Annotated in this window: 20 protein-coding genes; 12 read left to right on the top strand and 8 right to left on the bottom strand. The window is 68.8% G+C overall.

The window, feature by feature from the left end:
* Positions 1–34 precede the first annotated feature (34 nt).
* The 3 genes from NPA30_RS08100 to NPA30_RS08090 all read right to left on the bottom strand — a co-directional run bounded on the left by NPA30_RS08100 (position 35) and on the right by NPA30_RS08090 (position 3,036).
* A complete protein-coding gene (locus NPA30_RS08100; RefSeq protein ID WP_372338781.1) occupies positions 35–1,567 on the bottom strand; it encodes an ABC transporter substrate-binding protein in 1,533 nt (510 codons plus the stop codon).
* A 261-nt stretch (positions 1,568–1,828) separates the two neighbouring features.
* The gene (locus tag NPA30_RS08095) at positions 1,829–2,614 is read right to left on the bottom strand and encodes an aspartate/glutamate racemase family protein (protein ID WP_256802100.1); all 786 of its coding nucleotides are present in this window, start codon (positions 2,612–2,614) and stop codon (positions 1,829–1,831) included.
* Positions 2,611–3,036 (bottom strand): hypothetical protein, encoded by a 426-nt coding sequence (locus NPA30_RS08090; RefSeq protein WP_256802099.1) that lies wholly within the window; start codon positions 3,034–3,036, stop codon positions 2,611–2,613. The genes NPA30_RS08095 and NPA30_RS08090 overlap by 4 nt, the downstream gene beginning before the upstream one ends.
* A gap of 454 nt (positions 3,037–3,490) precedes the next feature.
* On the opposite strand from NPA30_RS08090, the gene NPA30_RS08085 reads away from it, so the two are divergent.
* The 12 genes from NPA30_RS08085 to NPA30_RS08030 all read left to right on the top strand — a co-directional run bounded on the left by NPA30_RS08085 (position 3,491) and on the right by NPA30_RS08030 (position 17,719).
* Entirely contained in the window at positions 3,491–4,570 is a 1,080-nt protein-coding gene (locus tag NPA30_RS08085; RefSeq protein ID WP_256802098.1) for an NAD/NADP-dependent octopine/nopaline dehydrogenase family protein, read from the top strand.
* A gap of 2 nt (positions 4,571–4,572) precedes the next feature.
* Positions 4,573–5,574, top strand: coding sequence for a 3-hydroxybutyryl-CoA dehydrogenase (locus tag NPA30_RS08080; RefSeq protein ID WP_256802096.1), 1,002 nt, complete (start codon positions 4,573–4,575; stop codon positions 5,572–5,574).
* Positions 5,575–5,673: 99 nt separating this feature from the next.
* Positions 5,674–7,026: an aromatic ring-hydroxylating dioxygenase subunit alpha gene (locus NPA30_RS08075; RefSeq protein ID WP_256802095.1), complete on the top strand. Its 1,353-nt coding sequence runs from the start codon at positions 5,674–5,676 to the stop codon at positions 7,024–7,026.
* Complete coding sequence (locus NPA30_RS08070; protein ID WP_256802093.1) at positions 7,026–7,508, top strand: aromatic-ring-hydroxylating dioxygenase subunit beta; 483 nt, start codon at positions 7,026–7,028, stop codon at positions 7,506–7,508. Before NPA30_RS08075 ends, NPA30_RS08070 begins: the two co-directional genes overlap by 1 nt.
* Before the next feature lie 10 nt (positions 7,509–7,518).
* Positions 7,519–9,159 carry an AMP-binding protein gene (locus NPA30_RS08065; RefSeq protein ID WP_256802092.1) on the top strand — a complete coding sequence of 547 codons (1,641 nt, stop codon included), beginning with the start codon at positions 7,519–7,521 and terminating at the stop codon, positions 9,157–9,159.
* A gap of 1 nt (position 9,160) precedes the next feature.
* On the top strand, positions 9,161–10,375 hold the full coding sequence (locus tag NPA30_RS08060; protein WP_256802091.1) for a thiolase family protein: 1,215 nt from the start codon (positions 9,161–9,163) through the stop codon (positions 10,373–10,375).
* Entirely contained in the window at positions 10,372–11,613 is a 1,242-nt protein-coding gene (locus NPA30_RS08055; RefSeq protein ID WP_256802090.1) for an SDR family NAD(P)-dependent oxidoreductase, read from the top strand. Before NPA30_RS08060 ends, NPA30_RS08055 begins: the two co-directional genes overlap by 4 nt.
* Positions 11,610–12,422: a cyclase family protein gene (locus NPA30_RS08050; protein WP_256802086.1), complete on the top strand. Its 813-nt coding sequence runs from the start codon at positions 11,610–11,612 to the stop codon at positions 12,420–12,422. Before NPA30_RS08055 ends, NPA30_RS08050 begins: the two co-directional genes overlap by 4 nt.
* A gap of 3 nt (positions 12,423–12,425) precedes the next feature.
* Entirely contained in the window at positions 12,426–13,157 is a 732-nt protein-coding gene (locus tag NPA30_RS08045) for an SDR family NAD(P)-dependent oxidoreductase (RefSeq protein ID WP_256802085.1), read from the top strand.
* A 102-nt stretch (positions 13,158–13,259) separates the two neighbouring features.
* Positions 13,260–15,638 (top strand): oxidoreductase, encoded by a 2,379-nt coding sequence (locus tag NPA30_RS08040; RefSeq protein WP_256802084.1) that lies wholly within the window; start codon positions 13,260–13,262, stop codon positions 15,636–15,638.
* A gap of 13 nt (positions 15,639–15,651) precedes the next feature.
* Complete coding sequence (locus NPA30_RS08035) at positions 15,652–16,092, top strand: acyl-CoA thioesterase (RefSeq protein WP_256802083.1); 441 nt, start codon at positions 15,652–15,654, stop codon at positions 16,090–16,092.
* A gap of 70 nt (positions 16,093–16,162) precedes the next feature.
* Positions 16,163–17,719: an ATP-dependent acyl-CoA ligase gene (locus NPA30_RS08030; RefSeq protein WP_256802082.1), complete on the top strand. Its 1,557-nt coding sequence runs from the start codon at positions 16,163–16,165 to the stop codon at positions 17,717–17,719.
* A gap of 87 nt (positions 17,720–17,806) precedes the next feature.
* Here the strand turns inward: NPA30_RS08030 and NPA30_RS08025 are convergent, their stop codons facing one another.
* From NPA30_RS08025 to NPA30_RS08005, 5 genes are all read right to left on the bottom strand, one after another.
* Complete coding sequence (locus tag NPA30_RS08025) at positions 17,807–18,235, bottom strand: organic hydroperoxide resistance protein (protein WP_256802080.1); 429 nt, start codon at positions 18,233–18,235, stop codon at positions 17,807–17,809.
* A gap of 88 nt (positions 18,236–18,323) precedes the next feature.
* Complete coding sequence (locus tag NPA30_RS08020; RefSeq protein ID WP_372338780.1) at positions 18,324–19,049, bottom strand: ABC transporter ATP-binding protein; 726 nt, start codon at positions 19,047–19,049, stop codon at positions 18,324–18,326.
* A complete protein-coding gene (locus NPA30_RS08015) occupies positions 19,046–20,815 on the bottom strand; it encodes a branched-chain amino acid ABC transporter ATP-binding protein/permease (RefSeq protein WP_256802077.1) in 1,770 nt (589 codons plus the stop codon). Before NPA30_RS08015 ends, NPA30_RS08020 begins: the two co-directional genes overlap by 4 nt.
* Complete coding sequence (locus NPA30_RS08010) at positions 20,812–21,855, bottom strand: branched-chain amino acid ABC transporter permease (RefSeq protein WP_256802075.1); 1,044 nt, start codon at positions 21,853–21,855, stop codon at positions 20,812–20,814. The genes NPA30_RS08015 and NPA30_RS08010 overlap by 4 nt, the downstream gene beginning before the upstream one ends.
* Positions 21,856–22,082: 227 nt before the next feature.
* The gene (locus NPA30_RS08005; RefSeq protein WP_256802074.1) at positions 22,083–23,237 is read right to left on the bottom strand and encodes an ABC transporter substrate-binding protein; all 1,155 of its coding nucleotides are present in this window, start codon (positions 23,235–23,237) and stop codon (positions 22,083–22,085) included.
* Positions 23,238–23,440 lie beyond the last annotated feature (203 nt).

The raw sequence follows: 23,440 nt of genomic DNA, 5'->3' as shown, positions 1-23,440 counted from the left end.
ATGGCCTTTATGCGCGGGGCTTGCGCCGGCGACCTCAGCTCTTTGCGATCAGCGTCGGCTGCAACGCCTCGGACTGGTTCGCCGCGACCTTGAGACCCTTGCGGAACACGATGGGCTGCGAATACTGCAGCAGCGGCAGCACGTAGCCCTCTTCGGCGATATACTTGTCCACCGCCTTCCACCCGGCGACGCGCTTGTCCTCGTCCTTCTCGCCCCAGAGCGGCGCGATCTTCCCGTCGAGGTCGTCGGTGTTCCAGACCGAGTGGGGCGAGGGGCCGAACATCGCAAAGCCCGTCGAGGTCGCGGGGTCGCCGATGGCGTTGCCCCAGTTGTAGAAGGCGAAGGGTGCCAGCTGGTCGGCCGCGCGCAACTCGTAGTGCTTGGCGATCTCGTAGACCTCGATGTTCGCCTCGATGCCGACCTTGCGCCACATGCCGACGATCGCCTGGATCATCTCGTAGTCCTTGGGCATGTAGCCGCGGGTCGTCTGGATCGTCACCTTCACCGGCTTGTCGGGCGAGAAGCCGCTGTCGGCGAGGAGCTTCTTTGCCATGTCCGGGTTGTACGGGACGGTGATCGCGGCGTCGTAGGCGAGGTAGCCCGGCGCCTCGAGCGTGTCGATCGGCGTGCCGTAGCCGCGCAGGAGGCGCTTGATGATCGCCTCCTTGTCGACCGCGTGGGTGGCGGCGAGGCGCACGTTTCTGTCGAGCAGCGGCTCGACATTGTTGATGAAGATCATCCCGATGTCGGACACCGGCTCGCAGATGCCGTCGAACGTCCCGCCCTTGGTGAGCCGGTCATACTCCTCGTAGGGGATCTGCAGCGTCACGTCCGAGCCGCCGCTCTCCACCTCCGCGACGCGGCTGGTCGGATCGGTGACGAACTTGAAGATCACCGTCTCGAAGGCCGGCTTGTCGCCCCAGTAGTGAGGGTTGCGCTTCAGCCGAAGGAAGCCATTCGACTGGAACTCGTCGACCATGTAGGGCCCGGTGCCGATCGGCTTCTGTTCGAAGCCCTCTGCTCCGACCGTCTCGTAATAGGCCTTCGGCATGACGTAGCCGGTGAGGAAGGCCATCCACTTGAAGAGGGTCGGGTCGTAGGACTTGACGTCGGCGGTGATGGTGTTGCCCTCGGCCTTGATGTTGCCGATGGTCGACCAGACGAACTGGATCGGATTGCCGGTCTTGGCGTCACCGGCGCGCTCGAGCGACCAGACGACGTCCTGCGCGGTGAAGTCCGAGCCGTCGTGCCACTTCACGCCGTCGCGCACAGTCATGTGGATCTTTGTCTTGTCCTCGTTCCAGCCCCACTCGGTCAGCAGGCCCGGCTCGAAGGAGAGATCCGGCTTCTGGCCGATATACTGATCGAACACCGAGCGGTAGATCGCCTGGATCGTCGGGTTGACGGCCGAGGGACCGACCGTCGGGTCGAAGGCCGGGAGATTGACGTTGTAGGCGATGGTGACGGTGTCGCTGTCGGCCGCCTGGGCGAGGCCGCCCCTCAGGAAGCTCGCGATCGCCAGTCCCGCGCCTGCCGCCTTCAGAAGATTGCGCCTGGTGGTGTCGATGCTCATGCCGATCGCGTCCCGCAAAGAGAGTGGCCTTGAGACGGCCGTTCAGGCGCGCCCCGGATCGGGCCCTCGGCAGCCTCGGCGGGTCGCCAGACTGCTTTAGGCTTAAAATTCTCAGGCATTAAAAGCCCGGTGCTGCACTTTGCCAAGAGGGATTCGGAGGCATTTTTCAAGCTGCTGATTGTTTGTGCAGAGCGGCAGAATTTGCGGCATCGCAGCGCTGCGGGCCCGAGCTGCGAATGGCATCGCGGGCGACGGTCAGCCCTGTCGACCGCGGGCGACCAGATTGCGGAAATCCGCCTTGGCGCGCTCGGGCGCGAGCGCGAAGCTCGGCCCCCGGCTGGGCTCCAGTCCGTTCAGCCGGTGCAGCTGCACCCACATCTCCGCGCTCTTCAGGCCCACCGCCGCGCAGTTGATCACCGGCGCATGGCCCACGGTGAACCCGTGCTCGCCGCCGCACAGGAGGCCGGGCAGCACGCCGGCCGGCACGATGACGTCGGCGCCGGCCTCGACGAGCGGCAGGGCGCAGGCGGCGAAGTCGGCGAGCATGCGGCGCCGCGCCTCGTCATTGCCCGCGAAGGCCTCCGAAAAATCCTCCGGCCGGCACGCCATGCCGGTGATGTGGCGCACCCGATCGCCGAGGCCGTAGCGCTCGGCCTGCTCGCGGTGCCAGACCTCGAAGACCGGATCGAGGGTCACGAGGCCGAGCCGGCGGCCGAGCTGTGCGGCGGCGAACAGCGTCGCTTCCCCGACCCCGACGACGGGGATGCGGACCGCCGAGCGCAGCTCGTAGAGCCCCGGATCCTGGAAGTGGCCCATGACGAAGGCGTCGTACCCCTCCGCCTCGGCGCCGATGCCGTTGTCGACGGCGAGCATCGCGCAGCGCATCTCGGCAAGGCGCCCGAAATCACGGTCCGGCGGCGAGATGCCGGCCACCGTCACGCTCGTCCCGGGCGCCGCGATCTCGTTTAGATAGGCGGTGAGGCGCTCCATGTACGGCCGGCTCGCCGTCTCGTCGATGAAGCTCTGCCAGAAGATCCTCATCGCTCGAGCAGCCCCTTGATCAGGAACATCTCGGCCTCGTGCGAGGTCGAGGTCTGCATCCAGGCCGCCTCGCTCTGGTCCGCCCGACGCCAGGAGAGCAGCGTCACGACGCAGCTGCCGGGCGGCATGTTGAGGACGGCCCCGGGGATCACGCGCGACATGTTGCGGAAGCTCAAGGCGTCCGGGCTCGGGCCGACGTCGTAGTCGACGACGAAGCGCTCCCGGTCGACGTGGAGGCGCACATAGGTCTCCCTGCCCGAGAACAGCGAGGTGCCGACGAAGAGCCCGGGCTCGATCTGGCGCCGGTCGTAGCTGCCGAGCGTCCACCGACCCTGGCTGAGGCCCTCCGCCATGATCTCGAAGGCCGTTTCAGCCGGACGGTCGACGGCGATGCTGCTGGAGTGGCAGTGCGGGTCCTGCATCGAACGCTCCGGGTGACGGGCGCGTGCGGGCCCTCGTGGCCGCCGCATGTCGTCGAAAAGTTTAAGCTTAAACTGATCGCGCTGTGCAGGACTGTCAACTTGGCTCGGTGCATCGGAGGCTGTGATCGATAGCTGCCAGGGGCGGCGCCGTCGGATGAGGCGCTCCCCGCGATGCGTCGTTGTCCTCGACCTCAGTTTCGAGGATCCGGGACTGCAAGCGGCGAGTTTCGACGGCGACCGTCCCGCGACCGGTCTTGTCCTGTGAAGGCCTGCTGTCTGACCCGTTGCTCTGGGTCCTCGGGACGGGGCCCGAGGATGACGGTGAGGGCGGTGCCTCCAATCCGAGGCGCGGTGCGGGGATGAAAAGGTCTTCCGGAAAAATCGCCACCGGCCGGCTTGAAACCTTTAAGCCTAAAGCATTTACTGATCGCCGGTGGACGGGAGAGGACGGCTGATGAAGATCGCGGTACTCGGCGGTGGAAACGGCTCCTACGCGGCCGCTGCCGATCTCTCCGAGGCGGGCCACACGGTCCGCTTCTGGCGGCGCGAGCGAAGCGCCTTCGGCCCGCTGGCCGAGACGCGCCGGCTGACGGTCCGCGATTTCAGGGGCGTGCGCGAGGTCGAGATCGCGGTGGTGACCGACGACATCGCGCTCGCGGTTCGCGGCGCGGACCTGATCCTCGCGCCGGTCCCCGCCTTCGCCCAGGAGGATCTGGCGCGGCGGCTCGCGCCGCATCTGGCCGACGGGCAGGTGATCTACCTGCCGCCCGGCACCTTCGGCTCGTACCTGATGGCCAGGACGCTTCGCGACGCAGGCTCGACGGCCGACGTCGCCATCGCCGAAACCGGGACGCTGCCCTGGTTGACGCGCAAGCACGCCTCCGGCGAGGTCGCGATCACCACCCGCGCGACGCGACTGCCGACCGGGGTGTTCCCGGCGCGGCGCACGGACGAGGCGCTGGCGGTCATCGCGCAGGCGTTTCCGGGGGCGATCGAGCCGGTGGAGGACGCCCTGTCGGGGGCGCTGATGAACGCCGGTCCGATCATCCACCCGCCGCTGATCCTCATGAATGCCGGGCCGATCGAGCATTTCGACCGCTGGGACATCCACAACGAGGGCACGCAGGCCTCGATCCGGCGGGTCCACGCCACGCTCGACGCCGAACGGATCGTGGTGCGCGAGGCGCTCGGCTACGGCGCGCCGCACTTCCCGCTCGCCGACCATTACGAGACGTCGAACTGGATGTACGGCAATCTCGCCCACGACAAGCTCGTCGGCTCCGGCGACTGGCATGAGCACCTGAACCTCAAGACCCATCGCTACATGAGCGAGGACGTCGCCCTCGGACTCGCCTTCCTCGTCTCGGTCGGCGAGTGGACGGAAACGCCGGTGCCGGTCGCGGCGGGCCTCCTCGCGATCGCCGGCGCGGCCGCCGGGGACGACTTCCGCCGGACGGGCCGCACGCTGGAGCGGCTCGGCCTGGCGCAGATGGCCCCGGCCGAGCTGCAGGCCCTCCTTCGCGAGGGGCTGTGACGATGGAGGCCCGCCCGGTCATTGCCTGCGTCGGCGTCGGTCGCATGGGGCGGGGCATCGCGCACGCCTTCGCCTATGCCGGCCACGAAGTCCGTCTGGTCGACGCCAAGCCGCGCGATCCGGAGGTCTTTGCTTCAATGGCGGACGCGGCGCGCGCTGAGATCCGCGGCAGCCTCGCGATGGTCGCCGGGCTCGGCGGGTTCGACGCGGCGGCGATCGAGGCGATCATGGGGCGGATCGAGATCGTCCCGCTCGACGCGGCGGAACCGGCTCTGAAGGACGCCCGTATCGTCTTCGAGGCCGTGCCGGAGACCGACGAGGCCAAGCGCGCCGGCCTGCGGCTCATCGACCAACTCGCGGACGCCGGGGCCATCGTCGCCTCGACCACCTCGACCTATCTCTCGACGCAGCTTGCCGCCTGGAGCGGCCGCCCCGCGCGTTTCCTCAACGCCCACTGGCTGAACCCGGCCTTTATCGTGCCGCTGATAGAGGTCAGCCCGACCGAGGACACCGATCCGGGCGTCGTCGCCGAACTCAACGCGCTCTTTGAAGCGATCGGCAAGGTGCCGGTCGTCTGCAAGGCCTCGCCCGGCTACATCGTGCCGCGCATCCAGGCGCTGGCGATGAACGAGGCCGCAAGGTTGGTCGAGGAAGGGGTCGCCTCGGCCGAGGACGTCGACAAGGCGGTGAAATACGGCTTCGGCTTTCGCTTTGCCGTGCTCGGGCTTCTCGAGTTCATCGACTGGGGCGGCGGCGACATCCTCTATCACGCCAGCCGCTACATGACGCAGGCGATGGGCGACGCGCGCTTCGCGGCGCCGGCGATCGTCCAGGCGAACATGGCCGAGGGCCGCAACGGCCTGCGCGACGGCCGCGGCTTCTACGACTACCGCGACGCCGACGTCGCAGCCTACCGGCAGGAGCGGATGGGGGCCTTCCTCGGCATGCTCAAGCGCTCCGGCCTCCACCGTCCGCCCGCCGAAGTCCCGCAGGAGAGGGCATGAGCGGCGCACTGACGCGCATGACCGAGTTATCCTCGAATGCCGGGGCCGTCAGGGACCGTATCCGCCGACGCCCGTGAACCCGTCTAGGAGATCCATGCCATGTCCCGCCACCAGGCCGATCCCGCTCTCGTGAAGGCGCTCGTCACCCCGGAGCGCGTCCACCGGGACGTCTACACGAGCCCCGAGATCTTCCGTCTGGAGATGGAGCACCTCTTCGCCAACACCTGGGTCTATGTCGGCCACGCCAGCCAGATCCCGAATCCGGGAGACTATCTCTCCACCGAGATCGGCGGCCAGCCGGTCCTCGCCTCGCGGCACAAGGACGGCTCGATCCACGTCCTGCGCAATCGCTGCCCGCACAAGGGCACCAAGATCGTGTCGGAGACCTGCGGCAACACCGGCTTCGTCTTCCGCTGCCCCTATCACGCCTGGCTGTTCAGGACCGACGGCTCGCTCCACGCGATCCCGTATCATCGCGGCTATCAGGACACCGACCTGATGGCGAGCGAGGCGGCGGCGGGCCTGCCGAGGGTCGGCGACTACAAGGTCTATCGCGACTTCATCTTCGCCCGCCTCGCCACGGATGGCGTCGATTTCGAGAGCTTCTTCGGCGACAGCCTCTCCTCGATCGACAACATGGTCGACCGGTCCCCGGCCGGGAAGCTCGTGCTGGAGGGCGCGCCGCTGCGCTACATGCACCCGTGCAACTGGAAGATGCTGGTCGAGAACCAGACCGACACCTGCCACCCGATGGTCGCCCACGAATCCTCCGCCGGCACCGCCGTCTCGGTCTGGGAGCGCGAGGAGGCCAAGGGCGGCAAGAAGCCGATGGCGGTCGAGGTCTACGCGCCCTTCATGGCGCCCTACGACTTCTTCGAGAAGATGGGCCTGCGCGTCTGGCCGAACGGCCACGGCCACACCGGCGTGACGACGTCGATCCATGCGGACTATTCCGCCGTCCCCGGCTATTTCGACCAGATGGTCGCGGCCTATGGCGAGGCGCGGGCGAAGGCGATCCTCGGCGAGAACCGGCACAACACCTGCTACTTCCCGAACATCATGGTGAAGGGGCCGATCCAGACGCTGCGGGTGTTCAGGCCGATCGCCGCGGACCGGACGCTGGTCGAGAGCTACACCTTCCGGCTCGTCGACGCGCCGGACATGCTGTTCGAGCGCACGCTGATGTACAACCGGCTGATCAACGCGCCGACCTCGATCGTCGGCCACGACGACCTCGAGATGTACGAGCGCGCCCAGCTTGGGCTTCACGCCGACGGCTACGAATGGGTCAACATCCAGCGGCTCTACCAGCCGGGCGAGGCCGAGGACGTGACCGACGTCGCCGGCGGCACTTCCGAGCGGCAGATGCGCAACCAGTTCCAGGCCTGGGTGAAGTACATGACGATGTCGATGACGCCTGAAGGTGCCGGCTTGCGGGAGGCGGCCGAGTGATGACCGACATCACCGAGAAGGATCTGACCGACTTCGTCTATCGCGAGGCACGGCTTCTCGACGAGCTGCGTTACGAGGAATGGCTCTCGCTCTATGCCGAGGACGCGCATTACTGGATGCCGGCCGAGTGGCAGCAGACCGATCCCCGCCTCCAGGTCTCGCTGATGTACGAGGACATTCTCCTGCTGCGCATCCGCGTCGAACGGCTCGGCGGCAACCGCACCTACAGCCAGAAGCCGAAAAGCCGCGCGCAGCATCTGTTGCAGGCCCCGCAGGTGGACGAGATCAACCCGGCCGAAAACCGATATCGCACCTGGACCTCCTTCCATTATGCCGAGACGCGGGGCGACGAGTTCACCACCTATGCCGGCTGGGCGCGGCACGAGCTGCGGGTCGAGGACGGCGCGTTGAAGATCGTCCTGAAGCGCGTCGACCTCGTCAATTTCGACGCGCCCTTCGGCAACATCCAGCTGTTCATGTGAGCGATCGAGAATGAGCCTCCTTCCCGGCGTCACCGAGGACGCCACGGTCTTTGCGCGGTTCGCCCGCACCGCCCGGCAGTTCCGGGAGCGGCCGTTTCTCGCCATCCTGCCGGAAACGGCCTCGGCTTACGGCATTGCGGCGGGCAGCATCGCCTATGGCGAGGCGCTGGAGCGGGTGGAGAGCCTCGCCGCGGCCTATCGGGCCGGCGGCTACGGGCCGGGCGACCGCGTCGGCCTGCTGCTGCAGAACCGGCCGGACTACGTCTTCCACTGGTTCGCGCTGAATGCGCTCGGCGTCTCCGTCGTGCCGATCAACCCGGATCTGCGCTCGGCCGAGCTCGAATACCTGATCGCGCATTCCGAAATGGCTCTCGCCGTCGCGATCCCCGAGCGCATCGCCGACCTCGAAGCCGCGGCGCAGGCCGGCGGATCGTCGCTCGCGGCGATCGCGCCCGACGCGGCACCGCCGGCATCGTCGCGGCCGCCGCGCTCGAACGCCGACCCGGCGCGCGACACCGAATGTGCGCTGCTCTACACCTCCGGCACCACCGGCCGGCCGAAAGGCTGCGTGCTCGCCAACGACTACTTCCTCATCGCGGGCGAGTGGTACGCCACCATCGGCGGGCTCTGCGACCTGCGAAGCGCGCCGCCCGAGCGGATGCTGACGCCGCTGCCGCTCTTCCACATGAACGCGATGGCCTATTCGCTGATCGCGACGGTGACCGTCGGCGGGTCGATCGCGATCCTCGACCGCTTCCATCCCCGCAGCTGGTGGGACAGCGTCAGGACCTTCGACGCGACCGTCCTGCACTATCTCGGCGTCATGCCGGCCATGCTGATGTCGGCGCCCGAATCCGCCTCGGACACGGCGCACAGCGTACGCTTCGGCTTCGGGGCCGGCGTCGACAAGAGCCTGCATGCGCCGTTCGAGGCGCGGTTCGGCTTTCCGCTGCTGGAGGCCTGGGCGATGACCGAGACAGGCGCGGGCGCCGTGATCATCGCCAGCAGGGAGCCGCGGCAGGTCGGAACGAGCTGTTTCGGCCGGCCGGAGGCGGCGGTCGAGACGTCGATCCGGACCGATGCGGGCACGGAGGCCGGCATCGACGAGCCAGGCGAGCTGCTCGTCCGGGCGGCGGGCGGGAACCCGCGCCGCGGCTTCTTCCGCGAATATCTGAAGGACGAGGCCGCCACCGCCGAGGCCTGGGCTGGCGGCTGGCTGCACACCGGCGACGTCGTGTCGCGCGACGCGGAGGGACAGCTGCACTTCGTCGACCGCAAGAAGAACGTCATCCGCCGCTCCGGCGAGAACATCGCCGCGGTCGAGGTCGAGACCGTGCTCGGCCGCCATCCGGCGGTGGCGCAGGTCGCCGTCGCGCCGACGCCGGATCCGGTCCGCGGCGAGGAGGTCGTCGCGCTGATCGTGCCGAAGGCGCCGGACGAGGCCGGCCCGCGGCTCGCCGAGGAGATCACGCGCTGGTGCCTCGCGCGGCTCGCCTACTACAAGGCGCCGGGCTTCGTCGCCTTCGTGCCGGCGATCCCCCTGACCTCGACGGCGAAGATCCAGCGCGGCGCGCTGAAGGATGCGGTCGCTGCGGCGCTCGGCGAAGGCAAGGCGATCGACACGACGGGCCTGAAGAAGCGGACGGCCTGACATGGTGTCCGAGGCTCCCCCCGTTCGCAGCCGCTCGCCCGCCGGCAATCCGCGCCGACCCTACCGGGATGTCGCCGTGGCGGTCCCGGTCAGCATTCCCTACGTCCGCTATTCCAACGAGACGGCGCACTGGTGGATCGCCCGGGCGCTGAAGGAGCTGGTCACGCGGGCGGGCATCCGCCCGGTCGATCTCGACGGGCTGTCGGTCGCGAGCTTCACCCTGGCGCCGGACACCGCCGTCGGCCTGACCCAGCATCTCGGGCTTTCGCCGCGCTGGCTCGACAACATCCCGATGGGCGGGGCGAGCGCCGTCGTCGCGCTGCGCCGCGCGGCCCGCGCCGTCGAGGCCGGCGATGCGTCGATCGTCGCCTGTGTCGGTGGCGACGCCAACGGGATCGACAGCTTCCGCAAGCTCCTGTCGTCCTTTTCGCGCTTTGCCCAGGATGCGAGCTATCCTTACGGATATGGCGGCCCGAACGGCTCCTTCGCCTTCCTGACCGACCACTACATGCGCCAGTATGGCGCGACCCGCGAGGACTTCGGCAGGATCTGCGTCGCCCAGCGCGACAACGCGCTGACCTACCCGCAGGCGATCATGCGCAGTCCGCTGACGCTCGAGGCCTATATGAACGCGCGGCCGATCGCCGACCCGATCCACCTGTTCGACTGCGTGATGCCCTGCGCCGGGGCCGAGGCGTTCCTGGTGACGACCGCCGACATCGCGGCCGATCTCGGCCTCCCGCACGCCCGGCTTCTGTCCACGATCGAGCGGCACAACGCCTTTCCGGACGATCCCATCCAGATGCGCGGCGGCTGGGCGATGGACGTCGGGGAGCTCTATGCGATGGCGGGCACGACGCCGGACGGCATCGACGTCCTCGAAACCTATGACGACTACCCGGTGATCGTCATGATGCAGTTCGAGGATCTCGGCTTCTGCGCCAAGGGCGAGGCCAAGGACTTCGTGCGCGCGCACGACCTGACCAACGCGGGCAGCTTCCCGCAGAACACCTCCGGCGGCCAGCTCTCGGCCGGGCAGGCGGGGGCGGCCGGCGGCTATCTCGGCCTCGTCGAGGCGCTCCGGCAGGTCACCGGGCAGTCGCTCTCGCGGCCGGTCGAGGGCGCGCGGACCGCGCTCGTCTCGGGCTTCGGCATGATCAACTACGACCGCGGGCTCTGCTCCGGCGCGGCGATCCTGCAGGCAGGCGCGGCGTGACCCGCCCGCTCGCCCCGCCGCCGAGAAAGGACCCGCAAAGGGCGACGCGCCCGCCGGAGCTGCCGCCGGTCCAGCGCAGCCGCGCCGCGCTCGGGCTGACCGCCCGGGCGGCACGCGGCGTCTTCGCGCTGCAGGTCTGCGGGGCGTGCGGAACGGTCGCCTACCCGCCGCGCGACGCCTGCGCCGGATGCCTCTCGACCGAACTCGTTTTCCGGCCGGTCGCCGACGGCGGCGAGGTGATCGCGCAGACGGTGATCCGCGCCACGCCCGATCTCTATTTCCGCGATCGGACCCCGTGGCGGGTCGGCATGGTGCGGATGGACTGCGGTCCCTCGATCGTCGCCCACCTGCATGGCGACGTCGAGGTGCCGGGACGGTGCCGCATGGTGGCGAGGCTCGACAAGGGCGGCAACGCCGTGTTGATGGCGCGGCCCGAGACATGGAGCGAGGCGATGGCCGACGATCCCGAGTGGCGCGAGCTCACCGCGCATCCGAAGTTCCGGCGCGTGCTGGTGACGGCCGGCCGGGAGCCGGTCGGCCAGGCGGTTGCCGCCGCGCTGTCCAAGGCCGGCGCAGCGATCGTTTTCGTCGGCATCGCCGAACCCTGGAAGCCGTTCGCCGGCGAAGCGCAGCTGCGGGCGATCCCGAACGTGCAGATCATGCCGCTCGACCTCACCGACACCGCCTCGGTCCACGAGCTCGCCGGCGAGATCGGCGGCAAGACCGACATCATCGTCAACACCGCCGACCACGTCCGCCCCGGCGGCATCGTCGACGCGAACACGCTGGTCGCCGCGCGCGACAGCTTCGAGGTCAACGTCTTCGGATTGCAGCGGCTGGCGGCGGCGTTCGGACCGGGCATGCGGAGCCGGGGCGCCGACGGCGTCAACAGCGCAGCCGCGATCGTCGACGTCCTGCCGGTCGAGGCGCTCGGCAACACGCCCGGTTTCGGCTTTCACGGCGCCAGCGCCGCGGCGCGTCATTCGCTCTTGCAGTGCCTGCGGGCCGAGATGCGGCCGGGGGGCGTGCGGGTGATGAGCGTCTTCACCGGCCCCGTGGACGACGCGTGGCGCCAGACTGTGCCGCCGCCCAAGGTCGCGCCGGCGCAGATCGCCCGAGCCGTCGTCACCGCGCTCGCCGAGGGCATCGAGGAGAGCTTCGTCGGCGATGTCGCCATCGACGTGGCCGCACGGTTCGCGCAGGATCCCAAGGTGCTGGAACGGGAGCTCGGCTCATGACCACTGCAGCCGCGACCTCCGGCGCCGATCTCCTGCAGGCGCTCGCCGCCGGACTGGTGTCGGGCAGCGTCGAGATCGTCGATCTCGCTCACACGCTCTCGCCGGACTTCCCGGTCATGGTGCTGCCGCCCGAATTCGGGCAGTGCCAGCCCTTCCGCATCGAAGAGGTGTCGCGTTACGACGGTCGGGGGCCCGGCTGGTACTGGAACAACATCTCGATGTCCGAGCACGCCGGCACGCATTTCGACGCGCCGGCGCACTGGATCTCGGGAAAGAACCTGCCGGAGGCGACCGTCGACGCGATCCCGCTCGACCGGCTCGCCCGGCCGGCGGTGGTGCTCGACTTTTCCGGCGAGAGCGCGAAGGACGAGGACTTCCTGCTGACCCGCGCGCATCTGGAGGCGTGGGAGGCGGAGAACGGCGCGATCGAGGCCGGCAGCTGGGCGCTGTTTCGCACCGGCTGGTCGAAGCATCTCGGCACGGCAAAATATCTCAACCTGCGGGAGGATGGCGCCCACTCGCCGGGTCCGGCGTCGGACGCGATGGAGTTCCTCGTCAAGGAGCGCGGCATCGTCGGCTTCGGCACCGAGACCATCGGCACCGATGCGGGCCAGGGCAGCCACCTCTCGCCACCCTATCCGGCGCATTTCATCCTGCACGGCAACGGCCGCTACGGCCTGCAATGCCTCGACGCGCTGGACCGGCTGCCGACGCGCGGCGCCCTGCTCTTCGCCGCACCCCTGAAGATCCGCCATGGTTCGGGAAGCCCGCTGCGGGTCTTCGCGCTGGTGCCTCGGGCAGAGGATTGAGGAATGAGCGAGACGCCGTTCACCGCCGTCGTCACCGGCGCCAGCTCCGGCATCGGCCGGGACATCGCCCTTCGGATGCTGGATCGGGGATGGCGCGTGATCGGGCTGTCCTGGCAGCCGCATGACATCGTCCATGCCGACTTCGTGCCCGTGGCGGTCGATCTTCTCGACGAGGCCGCGACCACGCGCGTCGCGCAGGATCTTTCCGGCCGCTACGCCGTCTCGCACGTGGTCCACTGCGCCGGCCTGATCTGGCCGAACCTCCTCGCGGACGTGAAGCCGGAGGAGATCGACGGGCTCACCCGCCTGCACGTCACTTCGCCGATGATCCTCAGCCAGGCCTTCGTCCCGACGATGCGGCGCGCCGGCTTCGGGCGTATCGTCTTCATCTCCTCGCGCGCCGCGATGGGCGTCGCCTCGCGCACCGCATACTCCGCCACCAAGGCAGCCGTGCACGGCATGGCGCGCACCTGGGCGCACGAGCTCGGGCCGGACGGGATCACCGTCAACGTCGTCGCGCCCGGCCCCATCCTCACCGACAACTTCTGGGGGATCATCCCGAAGGATTCAGAACGCCAGCAGAAGATCGCCGACCAGTTGCCGGTGCGCCGCCTCGGCACGGTCGAGGACGTGACGCGGGCGGTGATGTTCTTTGCCGACGAGGCGGCGGGCTACGTGACCGGGCAGGTGCTGTTCGTCTGCGGCGGATCGAGCCTCGGCGGCCTCTCGCTCTGAGCCCGTAGGCGCGGCGGGGCCCGTCGCTCCGCCGCGCACGCATTGAAATCGATATACTTTAAGCCTAAACTAATGCCGCGGGACCCGAGAGGAGAGAGAGCGATGCGCATCACGGTGATCGGCGGTGGGCCCGGCGGGCTCTATTTCGCGCTCCTGACCAAGAAGCGGCGGCCGGATTGGCAGGTCGCCGTCTACGAGCAGAACCAGGCCGACGACACGTTCGGCTTCGGCGTCGTCTTCTCCGACGAGACGCTGCACGAGTTCCTGTCCCGCGACCGCAAGAGCTTCGATCGCATCCGCGGCGAATTCGCCTACTGGGACGACGTCGCCGTTCACAAGCAGGGCACGGAGATACGCTGCGCCGGCAACGGCTTTGCCGGCATCTCGCGCAGGAAGCTCCTCAACATCCTGCAGCAGCGCGCCGGCGAGGAGGGCGTCGAGATGCAGTTCGGCGTGTCGATCGCGCCGGAGGAGATCGCGACGCGGTTCGCCGACAGCGACGTCGTCGTCGGCTCGGACGGTGTCAATTCGAAGATCCGCGAGCATTTCCGCGAGAGCTTCCGGCCGGAGGTGACGATCAAGTCCAACCGCTTCTGCTGGATGGGCTCCACCCGTCCGATGGACGAGTTCAACTACTTCTTCCGCGAGACCGAGCACGGGATCATCTGCGCCCACACCTACCAGTACGAGGTCGGCCGCTCGACCTGGATCTTCGAGATGGACGACGCCTGCTGGCGCGGGCACGGCTTCGACGGGATGGACGAGGCGCAGTCGAAGCAGCGGCTCGAGATGCTCTACGCCGAGGAGTTGCAGGGCCACCCGCTGCTCCTCAACCGATCGAACTGGCGGCAGTTTCCGCGGATCTTCTCCGAGCAGTGGACGCACGAGAACATCGTGCTGCTCGGCGATGCGAAGGCCTCCGCGCACTACTCCATCGGCTCGGGCACCAAGCTGGCGATGGAGTGCGCGATCTCGCTCTCGGACGCGGTCGTCGACCATGCCGAGACGAGCGTCGCGGCGGCCTTCAAGGCCTATGAGGACGAGCGGCGCACGCCCTGCCAGATCATCCAGCACAATGCCGACGTGTCGCTCGCCTGGTTCGAGCACATGAACTGGTCCTGGGACATGAGCCCGGAGCAGTTCGCCATGGTGGTGATGTGCCGGGCGAAGTCGATCACCTACGACAACCTCCTGGTTCGCGATCCGGACTTCGTCGAGAAGGTCGACACGGCCTTCTACGAGCGGCTCTATCGCGAGACTGGCGAGGATTACCGCACGTCGCGGCCGACGCCGATGTTCACGCGGTTCAAGCTGCGCGACATGACCGTCGAGAACCGCGTGGTGATGTCGCCGATGGCGCAATACTCGGCCGACGACGGCGGCAATCTCACCGACTGGCATTTCGTCCACTACACCTCGCACGCGCTCGGCGGCGCCGGCATGGTGTTCGTCGAGATGACCTGCCCCTCGGCCGATGCGCGCATCACGCCGGGGTGCCCCGGCCTGTGGACGGACGCGCACGAGGCGCAGTTCAAGCGCATCGTCGACTTCGTCCATGCCAATACGAAGACGAAGATGGTGATGCAGCTCGGCCATGCCGGCCGCAAGGGATCCACCCAGCTCGGCTGGCACAAGATGGACATGCCGCTCGCGGAGAAGGCGCAGAACTGGCCGCTCTTCTCGGCCTCCGACATTCCCTACATGGACGAGATCAGCGCCACGCCGAAGGCCCTCGACCGCGTCGACATGGACCGGATCAAGGCGGATTTCGTCCAGGCGACCGAGCGGGCCGACCGCGCCGGCTTCGACATGGTCGAGCTGCACTGCGCCCACGGCTATCTTCTCGCCTCCTTCCTCTCGCCGCTCACCAACCGTCGCGGCGACGACTATGGCGGCTCGATCGAAAACCGCCTGCGTTATCCGCTGGAGGTCTTCCAGGCGATGCGTGAGGTCTGGCCGGCCGAAAAGCCGATGTCGGTGCGCATTTCGGCCACGGACTGGGCGGAGGGCGGCATCTCGGAAGCGGACAGCTTCGCAATCTCAGAAGCCTTCGCCGAGGCCGGCTGCGACCTCATCGACGTGTCGGCCGGCCAGACGGTCGCGGGCCAGAAGCCGATCTACGGCCGGATGTTCCAGGTCAAGTTCGCCGAGGCGATCCGCAACGTGCCGAAGATGGCGGTGATGACGGTCGGTGCCATCACCGAGGCGGGGCAGGTCAACACCATCCTGCACACCCGCCGCGCCGACCTCGTCGCGCTCGGCCGGCCGCACCTGTGGAACCCGTATTTCACGCGCGAGGCCGCCGCCTGGTACGACGCACGCAACCAGCACTGGCCGAAGCAGTATCTGGCGGGCCGGGACCAGGCGCATCGCGAACTGCCGAAGAAGCGCGAACAGGAGATCGAGCTGCGCCGCAAGGCCCGGCCGAGGCCGCACGAGACGGACGAGGGCCAGGCGGACCGGCGCGAGGCGGCCGAATGACGGGGCGGGGCTGATGCCGGGCGAGATCTTCGAGGGCCGCTACAAGCTGCGCTTCGGCCAGTGCGATCCGGCGGGCATCGCGTTCTTTCCGCGGCTCGTCGAGATGGTGAACTGGACCGTCGAGGACTGGTTCGACACCGCGCTCGGCGACGACTTCCGCCACATCCACATGGACGAGAAGCGCGGCATGCCGGCGGTTTCGGTGGCCGTCGACTTCCTCGGCCCGGTCCGGCTGGGCGACGTCGCCGTCTACCGCCTTGCCGTGGTCGCGATCGGCCGCAGCTCGATCACGCTCGACATCCGCGCCGCGCACGAGGACGGCCGCCCGATCCTGTCCGCGCGCCACACCATCGTTCACTGCGACCTGTCCGACGGGGTGCCGAAGTCGCTTCCCCTGCCGGACGATCTCAAGCTCTCGATGGCGCGCTTCCTGATCGGCGACGCGCAGGCGTGACGGCGCAGCGGCCTGCGTCTGCCGGACGGGCGGAGCGACCCGTCCGGCGAGCGGAGGACAAAGAGGATTTGTGATGGATAGGCGCGTCCTGCCGGACCTACTCGCCATGCAGGCCGAGCGCTTCGGCGAGCGCGAGCTGATCGTCGTCGACGGCGTGCGCTGGCGTTTCGCCGACGCCGCCGCCATCGCCGCCCGCCGCGCCGGCGGCCTGCAGGCGGCCGGGATCCGCCGCGGCGACCGCGTCGCGATCATCTGCACGAACCGGGCGGAGTTTCTCGAGCTCGTCTTCGGCTGCGCCTGGCTCGGCGCGGTGGCCGTGCCGATCAACGTCGCCTCCCGGGGCGCGCAGCTCGATCACATCCTGTCGAACTCCGGCGCCCGGCTGCTGGTCATCGAGGATGCGCTCGGCGAGGGCCTCGGCACGATCGATACGGCGCGGCTGGCGCTGGAGGCGATCTGGGTGATCGGCGCGCCGGCCCGGATCGACCATCCTCTTGCCGCGCCGCTGCCCGCGCCGGGCGATCCGATCCCGCCGGCCGCGCTCGGCGCCGGCGATCTCGCCGCCATCATTTACACGTCGGGGACGACCGGCCCCTCGAAGGGGGTCTGCTGCCCGCACGGCCAGCTGTTCTGGTGGGGCGCCAACACCGCCGACATCCTCGGGCTCGGGGAAGGCGAACGGCTCTATACGGCACTGCCGCTGTTCCACGTCAACGCGCTGAACACGGTTTATCAGGCGCTGATCACCGGCTCCACGGTGGTCATCGGCAAGCGCTTCTCGGCCTCCGGCCTGTGGCCGGCGCTCGTCGAGCATGGCGCGACGGTTACCTACCTGCTCGGCGCCATGGTGCCGATCCTGCTCTCGCGGCCGCCGACCGATCTCGACCGCGCCCATCATGTGCGCGTGGCGCTCGGTCCGGGCGTGCCGCCGCGGTTCCACGCGCCCTTCGTCGAGCGCTTCGGCTTTCCGCTCGTCGAGGGCTACGGCTCGACCGAGACGAACTTCGTCATCGCCGGCGCGCCGGGCGAAGGCGGTTCCGGCGCAATGGGACGGGTGCGACCGGGTTTCGAGGCCAAGGTGGTGGACGAGCGGGACGAGACGGTGCCCCCCGGCGAAGCCGGCGAACTCGTGCTGCGGGCCGACGAACCCTTCGCCTTTTCGAGCGGCTACTTCGAGATGCCGGAGAAGACCGTCGAGGCGTGGCGGAACCTCTGGTTCCACACCGGCGACCGCGTGGTTCGGGAAGCGGACAGCTTCCGTTTCATCGACCGGATGAAGGACGCGATCCGCCGCCGCGGCGAGAACATCTCCTCCTACGAGGTCGAGCAGGTGCTGCTCGCCCATCCGGCCGTCGCGTCGGTCGCGGTCTTTCCGGTCCGCTCGGACATGGCGGAGGACGAGGTCGCCGCCGCCATCGTCCCGGCCGCCGGCGCCAGCCTCGATCCGGTCGAGCTGATCGGCTTCTGCCGCCCCCGTCTCAGCTACTTCGCCATCCCGCGCTACATTGAGGTCCTCGACAGTCTTCCGACGACCGAGAACGGCAAGGTCAAGAAGTATGCGCTGACCGAGCGGGGCGTGACGCCCGACACCTTCGACCGGGAGGCGCACGGCCTCCCGGTTCGGTAGGGGCATGCGGATGCCGTGCTTCAGGTCAATTCGAAGAAGCGAAGGCGGGCGCAGCAATGGCGATCGTCGTCCGGCGTCCGTATCGCGTCAGCCGACGCTCAGCGTGACCGGGACGTTGCCGCGCGTTGCGTTGGAGTAGGGGCAGCGCTGGTGGGCTTTCTCCATCAGGTCCTCCGCCGCCGCGCGATCGATGCCGGGAAGCGTCGCCGTCAGCCCGACGGCCAGCCCGTAGCCGGTCGCCACCGGTCCGATGCCGACCTTCGCGGTGATCGTGGTGTCTGCCGGGAGCGCGACGTTGCCCTGCCGCGCGACGAGCTTCAGCGCGCCGAGGAAGCAGGCCGCGTAGCCGGCGGCGAAGAGCTGCTCCGGATTGGTGCCGTCCCCGCCGGGGCCGCCGAGGCCTTTCGGCACGGACAGATCGAGGCTGAAGCTGCCATCCGGGCTGACGGCGCGCCCGTCCCGCCCGCCGCTCGCGGTCATCTCTGCCTCGTAGAGGATCTTGTCCGGCGTCGTCATGTCGATGTCCTTCGAACGTGCCCGTCGGGGCGTGGAAGCGCGCGGCCGGCCCTGCGGGCCCGGCGGCGCGGGGGGCTCGGCGCGGGCGTCATTCGCCCTCGTTGCCGCCGAGATAGGTCGAGATCAGCCGGGGGTCGTTGATCAGCTCCCCGGCCGGTCCGGAGTGGTTGATCTCGCCGGTCTCCATCACGTGGCCGAAATCGGCGGTCTCGAGCGCCGCCTTGGCGTTCTGCTCGACGAGGAGGATCGAGACGCCGAGCTCGCGCAGCGAGGCGATGATCACGAAGATCTCGCGGATGATCAGCGGGGCGAGGCCGAGGCTCGGCTCGTCGAGCATCAGGAGCTTCGGCTTGGTCATCAGCGCGCGGCCGAGCGCCAGCATCTGCCGCTCGCCGCCGGACAGCGTGCCGGCCAGCTGCCTGCGTCGCTCGGCAAGGCGCGGAAAGCGGTCGAAGATCTCGCCCATGTCGCGCCGGATGCCGGCCTTGTCGCCGCGCCGCACGAAAGCGCCGAGGAGAAGGTTGTCGTAGACCGACATGTCGGTGAAGAGCTCGCGCTGTTCCGGAACGAGGCTGAGGCCCATCTCGACGCGGCGCTCGGTCTCCAGCCGCGTGACGTTCTCGCCGGCGAAGGTGATCCGTCCGCTCGACGGCAGCAGCCCGATCGCGGCGGTCAGGAGGCTCGTCTTGCCGGCGCCGTTCGGCCCGATGACGGTGACGATCTGGCCCGTCTCCACGGCGAGCGAGACGCCGCGGACGGCCTCGGCCTTGCCGTAGGAGACACCGACCTTGTCGAAGGCGAGGAGCGGCATCAGGCGACACCCCCGAGATAGGCTTCCTGCACCCGCGCGTCCGCGCGCACGCTCGCCGGGTCGCCCTGGACGAGCTTGGAGCCGAACTCCATCACAACGATCCGATCGACGAGGTTCATCACGAACTCCATGTCGTGCTCGACGATGAGGATCGTGAGGCCCTCCGTCCGCAGCGCCCGCAGGAGCTCCGCCAGCGCGAGCTTCTCCTGGCGGCGCAGGCCTGCGGCCGGCTCGTCGAGCACGAGCAGGATGGGATCGGCGGCCAGCGCGCGTGCGATCTCGAGGATCCGCTGGTTGCCGAGGGGCAGGTTTCCCGCGAGCTCGTAGGGCTGGTCGCCGAGCCCGACGCGGCGCAGCTGGACGAGCGCCTCGTGGCGCGCCCGGCGCTCCTCCGCACGGTCGAGCCGGAGAGCGCCGGACAGGAAGCCGGAATGCGTGCGCGTGTGCGTGCCGAGGAGGACGTTGTCGATCAGGGACATCTTCGGCCGGAGCTTCACGTGCTGGAAGGTGCGGGCGATGCCGGCCCGGGCGATCCTGCGCTGCGCCGTCCGCGTGATGTCCGCTCCGGCGAAGGTGATCCTGCCCTCCGAAACCGGCAGGGCACCGGTCAGGAGGTTGAACATCGTGCTCTTGCCGGCGCCGTTCGGGCCGATCAGGCCGAGGATCTCGCCGGACTTGAGTTCGAAGCTCACGTCGTTGACCGCGATGAGGCCGCCGAAGCGGCGCGTGCAGGCCTCGGCCGACAGAAGCGGGGTGCCGCGGGCCGGCTGCGCGCGGCGCGCCAGCGGCTCGGCGGTCTCCGGCAGCCGCCGCTTCGGCTCGGGCAGGAGGCCGGCGACGAAGGGGACGATGCCGTCGCGGGCATATTGCAGGAAGAGGATGAAGAGCAGCGAGAAGGCGACGATCTCGAGCTGGCCGGCCGAGGCCGGCGCGATCAGCGGCAGGTAGTCCTGCACGGCGTTCTTCAGGACCGTGATCAGGGCCGCGCCGACCACGGCGCCGAGGAGGTGGCCGGAGCCGCCGACCATCGCCATCATCAGGAACTCGATGCCCTTGGTGACGTCGAAGGGTGCCGGGCTGACGAAGCGGCTCATGTGGGCGTAGAGCCAGCCCGCGAGGGTGGCGAGCAGCGCGGCGATGACGAAGGTGACGAGCTTCACGCGAAACGCATCGACGCCGAGCGATTCCACCATCGCCTTGCCGCCGCGCAGGGATCGCATCGCCCGCCCGATGCGCGAGCCGAGCAGGTTGTGCGCGAGAAGCAGCGCGACGAGGAGAATGCCCCAGATTAGGAAGTAGATCTGGTCGCTGCCGAGGAGCGGCGTCGCGCCGATCGTGATCGGCGGCACGTTGGTGATGCCGTTGAAGTTGCCGAGCCCCTCGACATTGCCGAAGGTGAAGTAGATCGCGAGCCCCCAGGCGATCGTCGAGAGCGACAGGAAATGACCGTTGAGGCGCAGCGTCACCGCTCCGAGGACGGCGGCGAGGGCGCCGGTCAGGACGAGCGCGAGGAGCAGGCCGAGCCAGGGCGAGAAGCCCATGAGGGCGGTCGCCCAGGCGGTCGAGTAGGCGGCGACGCCCATGAAGGCCGACTGCCCGAAGGAGACCATGCCGCCGATCCCGGTCAGCAGCACGATGCCGAGCGCGACGAGGGCGTAGATGCCGATATAGTCGAGCAGTGTGACGGTGAAGGGGGCGACGTACAAGGGCGCCGTGGCGAGGAGCAGGACGGCCACCGCGATCGCCAGCTGGGTGATGCGCGGGCTCATTCGTCGATGTCCTCTTCGCGATGCGCTGAGGTGTAGGAGCGCCAGAGCAGGACGGGGATCAGGATCGAGAAGACGATCACCTCCTTGAAGGCGCTGCTCTGGAAGGCCGCGAAGCTCTCCAGGATGCCGACGCACAGCGATCCGATCGCGGTGACTGGAAAGCTCACGAGCCCGCCGATGATCGCGCCGACGAAGGCCTTGAGCCCGAGCAGGAAGCCGGAATCGTAGAACATCGTGTTGACGGGTGCGATCAGGATGCCCGAGACGCCGGCCAGCAGGGATCCGAGGAGATAGGCGATCGTTCCCGTGCGCTCCGGCCGGATCCCCATGAGCCGCGCGCCCGTCCGGTTGACGGCGGTGGCGTGCAGCGACTTTCCGGCAAGGGTGAAGCCGAAGAACGCGAAGAGCAGGCCGCTGAAGACGATCGCGGCGACGACGATCAGGATCGACTGTCCGGCGATCGGAATGCCGCCGACGATCCAGACGGCATCGGTCAGGGCCTCCGTCCGCACGCCCTCCGGGCCGAAGAACAGGAGGCCGAGACCGACAAGGGCGAAGTGCAGCGCGACCGAGACGGTCAGGAGCAGGAGCACGGTGCCGTCGGCGATCGGCCGGAACACCAGGCGATCGAGGAGCGGCGCGATGGGCAGGATGAGCGCGAGAGCCAGGATAATTCGCAGCGGCAGCGGGATGTCTCCGCCGGCGGCGATCCAGACGAGGGCGACGGGGATCATCGGCAGAACGAGGTAGAACAGAAGCGCGCGCGGGACCTGACGCGCCTTGCCGGTGCGGAGCAGCGAGGCGGTCTCGACCAGCGTCGCCAGCACCGCGAGGACGGCGACGAGGCCGACGGTGCCGGGAAGCTGCTTCATCTCCAGCGCGGCCAGCGACAGGGCGGTGAAGGCCGCGATATCGCCGAACGGGACGAAGATCACCCGGGTGACGGTGAAGATGAGCACGATGCCGAGCGCGATGAGCACGTAGATCGCGCCCGTCGCTATCCCGTCAATCGTCAGGAACGCGGCGATGTCGGAGGTCATGGAAACGTCTGCACGGTCAGGGAGTGTCCTCGGCATCGGATCGGGAGAGAGGCGCGATCCTGCGATGCGCGTGGCGTGGACGGCGATCGCGCGGGCTCACGAGAGGCGCGGCAGCATGCGGCGAGACGCCCCGTCGAAACGGGGCGCGGACACTCGTTCGTCCCCCGGCCGACGATCGGCCGGCAAGCGGCGCGCCTGGCCGGAGCCCGGCGCGCCATCCATCCCGGTCAGGGCTGATAGACCCACTTGCCCTCTTCGAGCTTGACGACGACGAGGCTGCGCGCATCGACGCCATAGGCCGACTTGGGGGTGAAGTTGTAGATCGAGTGGACGCCCGCGAGATCCTTGGTGTCGTAGATCCCGTCGAGCAGCGCCTCGCGGAACTCCGGCGTGCCCGGCTTGGCCGTCTTCAGCGCCTTCTCGGCCGCGTTCAGGAAGACCAGCCAGCCGTCGAAGGAGTAGCCGGAGAAGCCGTCATTGGCGTCCTTGCCGTTCACCTTCTGGAACACCTCGTGGAATTGCGTGCCGATCGTCTTCGAGAAATGGTCGTCGGGAAGCTGGCTGGTCACGATCACCGGCCCGGCGGACACCTCGACGCCTTCGACGTCCTTGCCGCCGACGCGCACGAAGTCGGCGTTCAGCATCGCCGGCGTGCCGTAGAAGGGGCCTTTGTAGCCGAGCTTGTGCAGCTGGATGATCGGCAGTGCCGCCTGCGTCGCCGAGCCGCCGATCAGCACGGCGTCGGGCTTGGTGGTGAGCACCTTCAGAGCCTGCGCGGTGACGCTCGTGTCGGTGCGGGCGTAGCGCTCGTTGGTGGTGATCGTCGGGTCGCCGTCGGCCTCGGCCGCCTTGGCGCCGTTGTAGACGAGGTCGCCCCACGCGTCGGAGAACCCGATATAGCCGGCGGTCTTGATGCCGTCGGCCTTCATCTTGTCGGCGATGACCTTCACCATCAGCGCCGGGGTCTGCGGCATCGCGACGCCCCAGAGCCGCCCGGTCGCCGGAGGCTGCACGTTCACGGGCGAGACCGCGATGAACGGCACGTGCAACTCGTTGGCGACCGCCATCATGGCATTGGTCGAGGGCGCGGTCGCGGTGCCGATCAGGATGTCGACATGCTCCTGCTCGATCAGCTTGCGGGCGTCCTGCGTCGCGGTGCTGGGATCGGAGCCGTCGTCGAGCTGGATGAGGTCGATGTCCTCGTCGCCGACCTTGCTCTTGTAGGCGTAGGCCGCCTTCATCCCCTGATCGTAGAGCGTGCCGATGGAGGCGCCCGGTCCGCTCAGCGACGTGACGAAGCCGACCTTGATCTGCGCGCTCGCCGATCCGGTCGCCAGCGCGAGCCCGGACAGTGCGGTGAAAGCCAGCAGCAGTGTCTTCATGAGAACCTCCGAGTTGAGCGTGGGGATGCCCGGGTCGAGCCCCCTGTCGGCGGCTCGTCCGGGGTTTGCATCTGAACCCGCAACGACCATTCGGCGTGCCGCCCGACGGTGTCACGAGGCGCCATAAGAGATCTGCTCGCGTCCGCCGGGGGTGTCGCAAAAACACCTCCGGCGAACGTCATTATTTGAAGCCTAAAATGAAT

It is taken from the genome of Mangrovibrevibacter kandeliae (assembly GCF_024519155.1).
Classification (GTDB): Bacteria; Pseudomonadota; Alphaproteobacteria; order Rhizobiales; family Rhizobiaceae; genus Mangrovibrevibacter; species Mangrovibrevibacter kandeliae.
The sequence above is the reverse complement of the archived record's forward strand: the minus strand, read 5'-3'. Positions and strand labels throughout refer to the sequence as shown.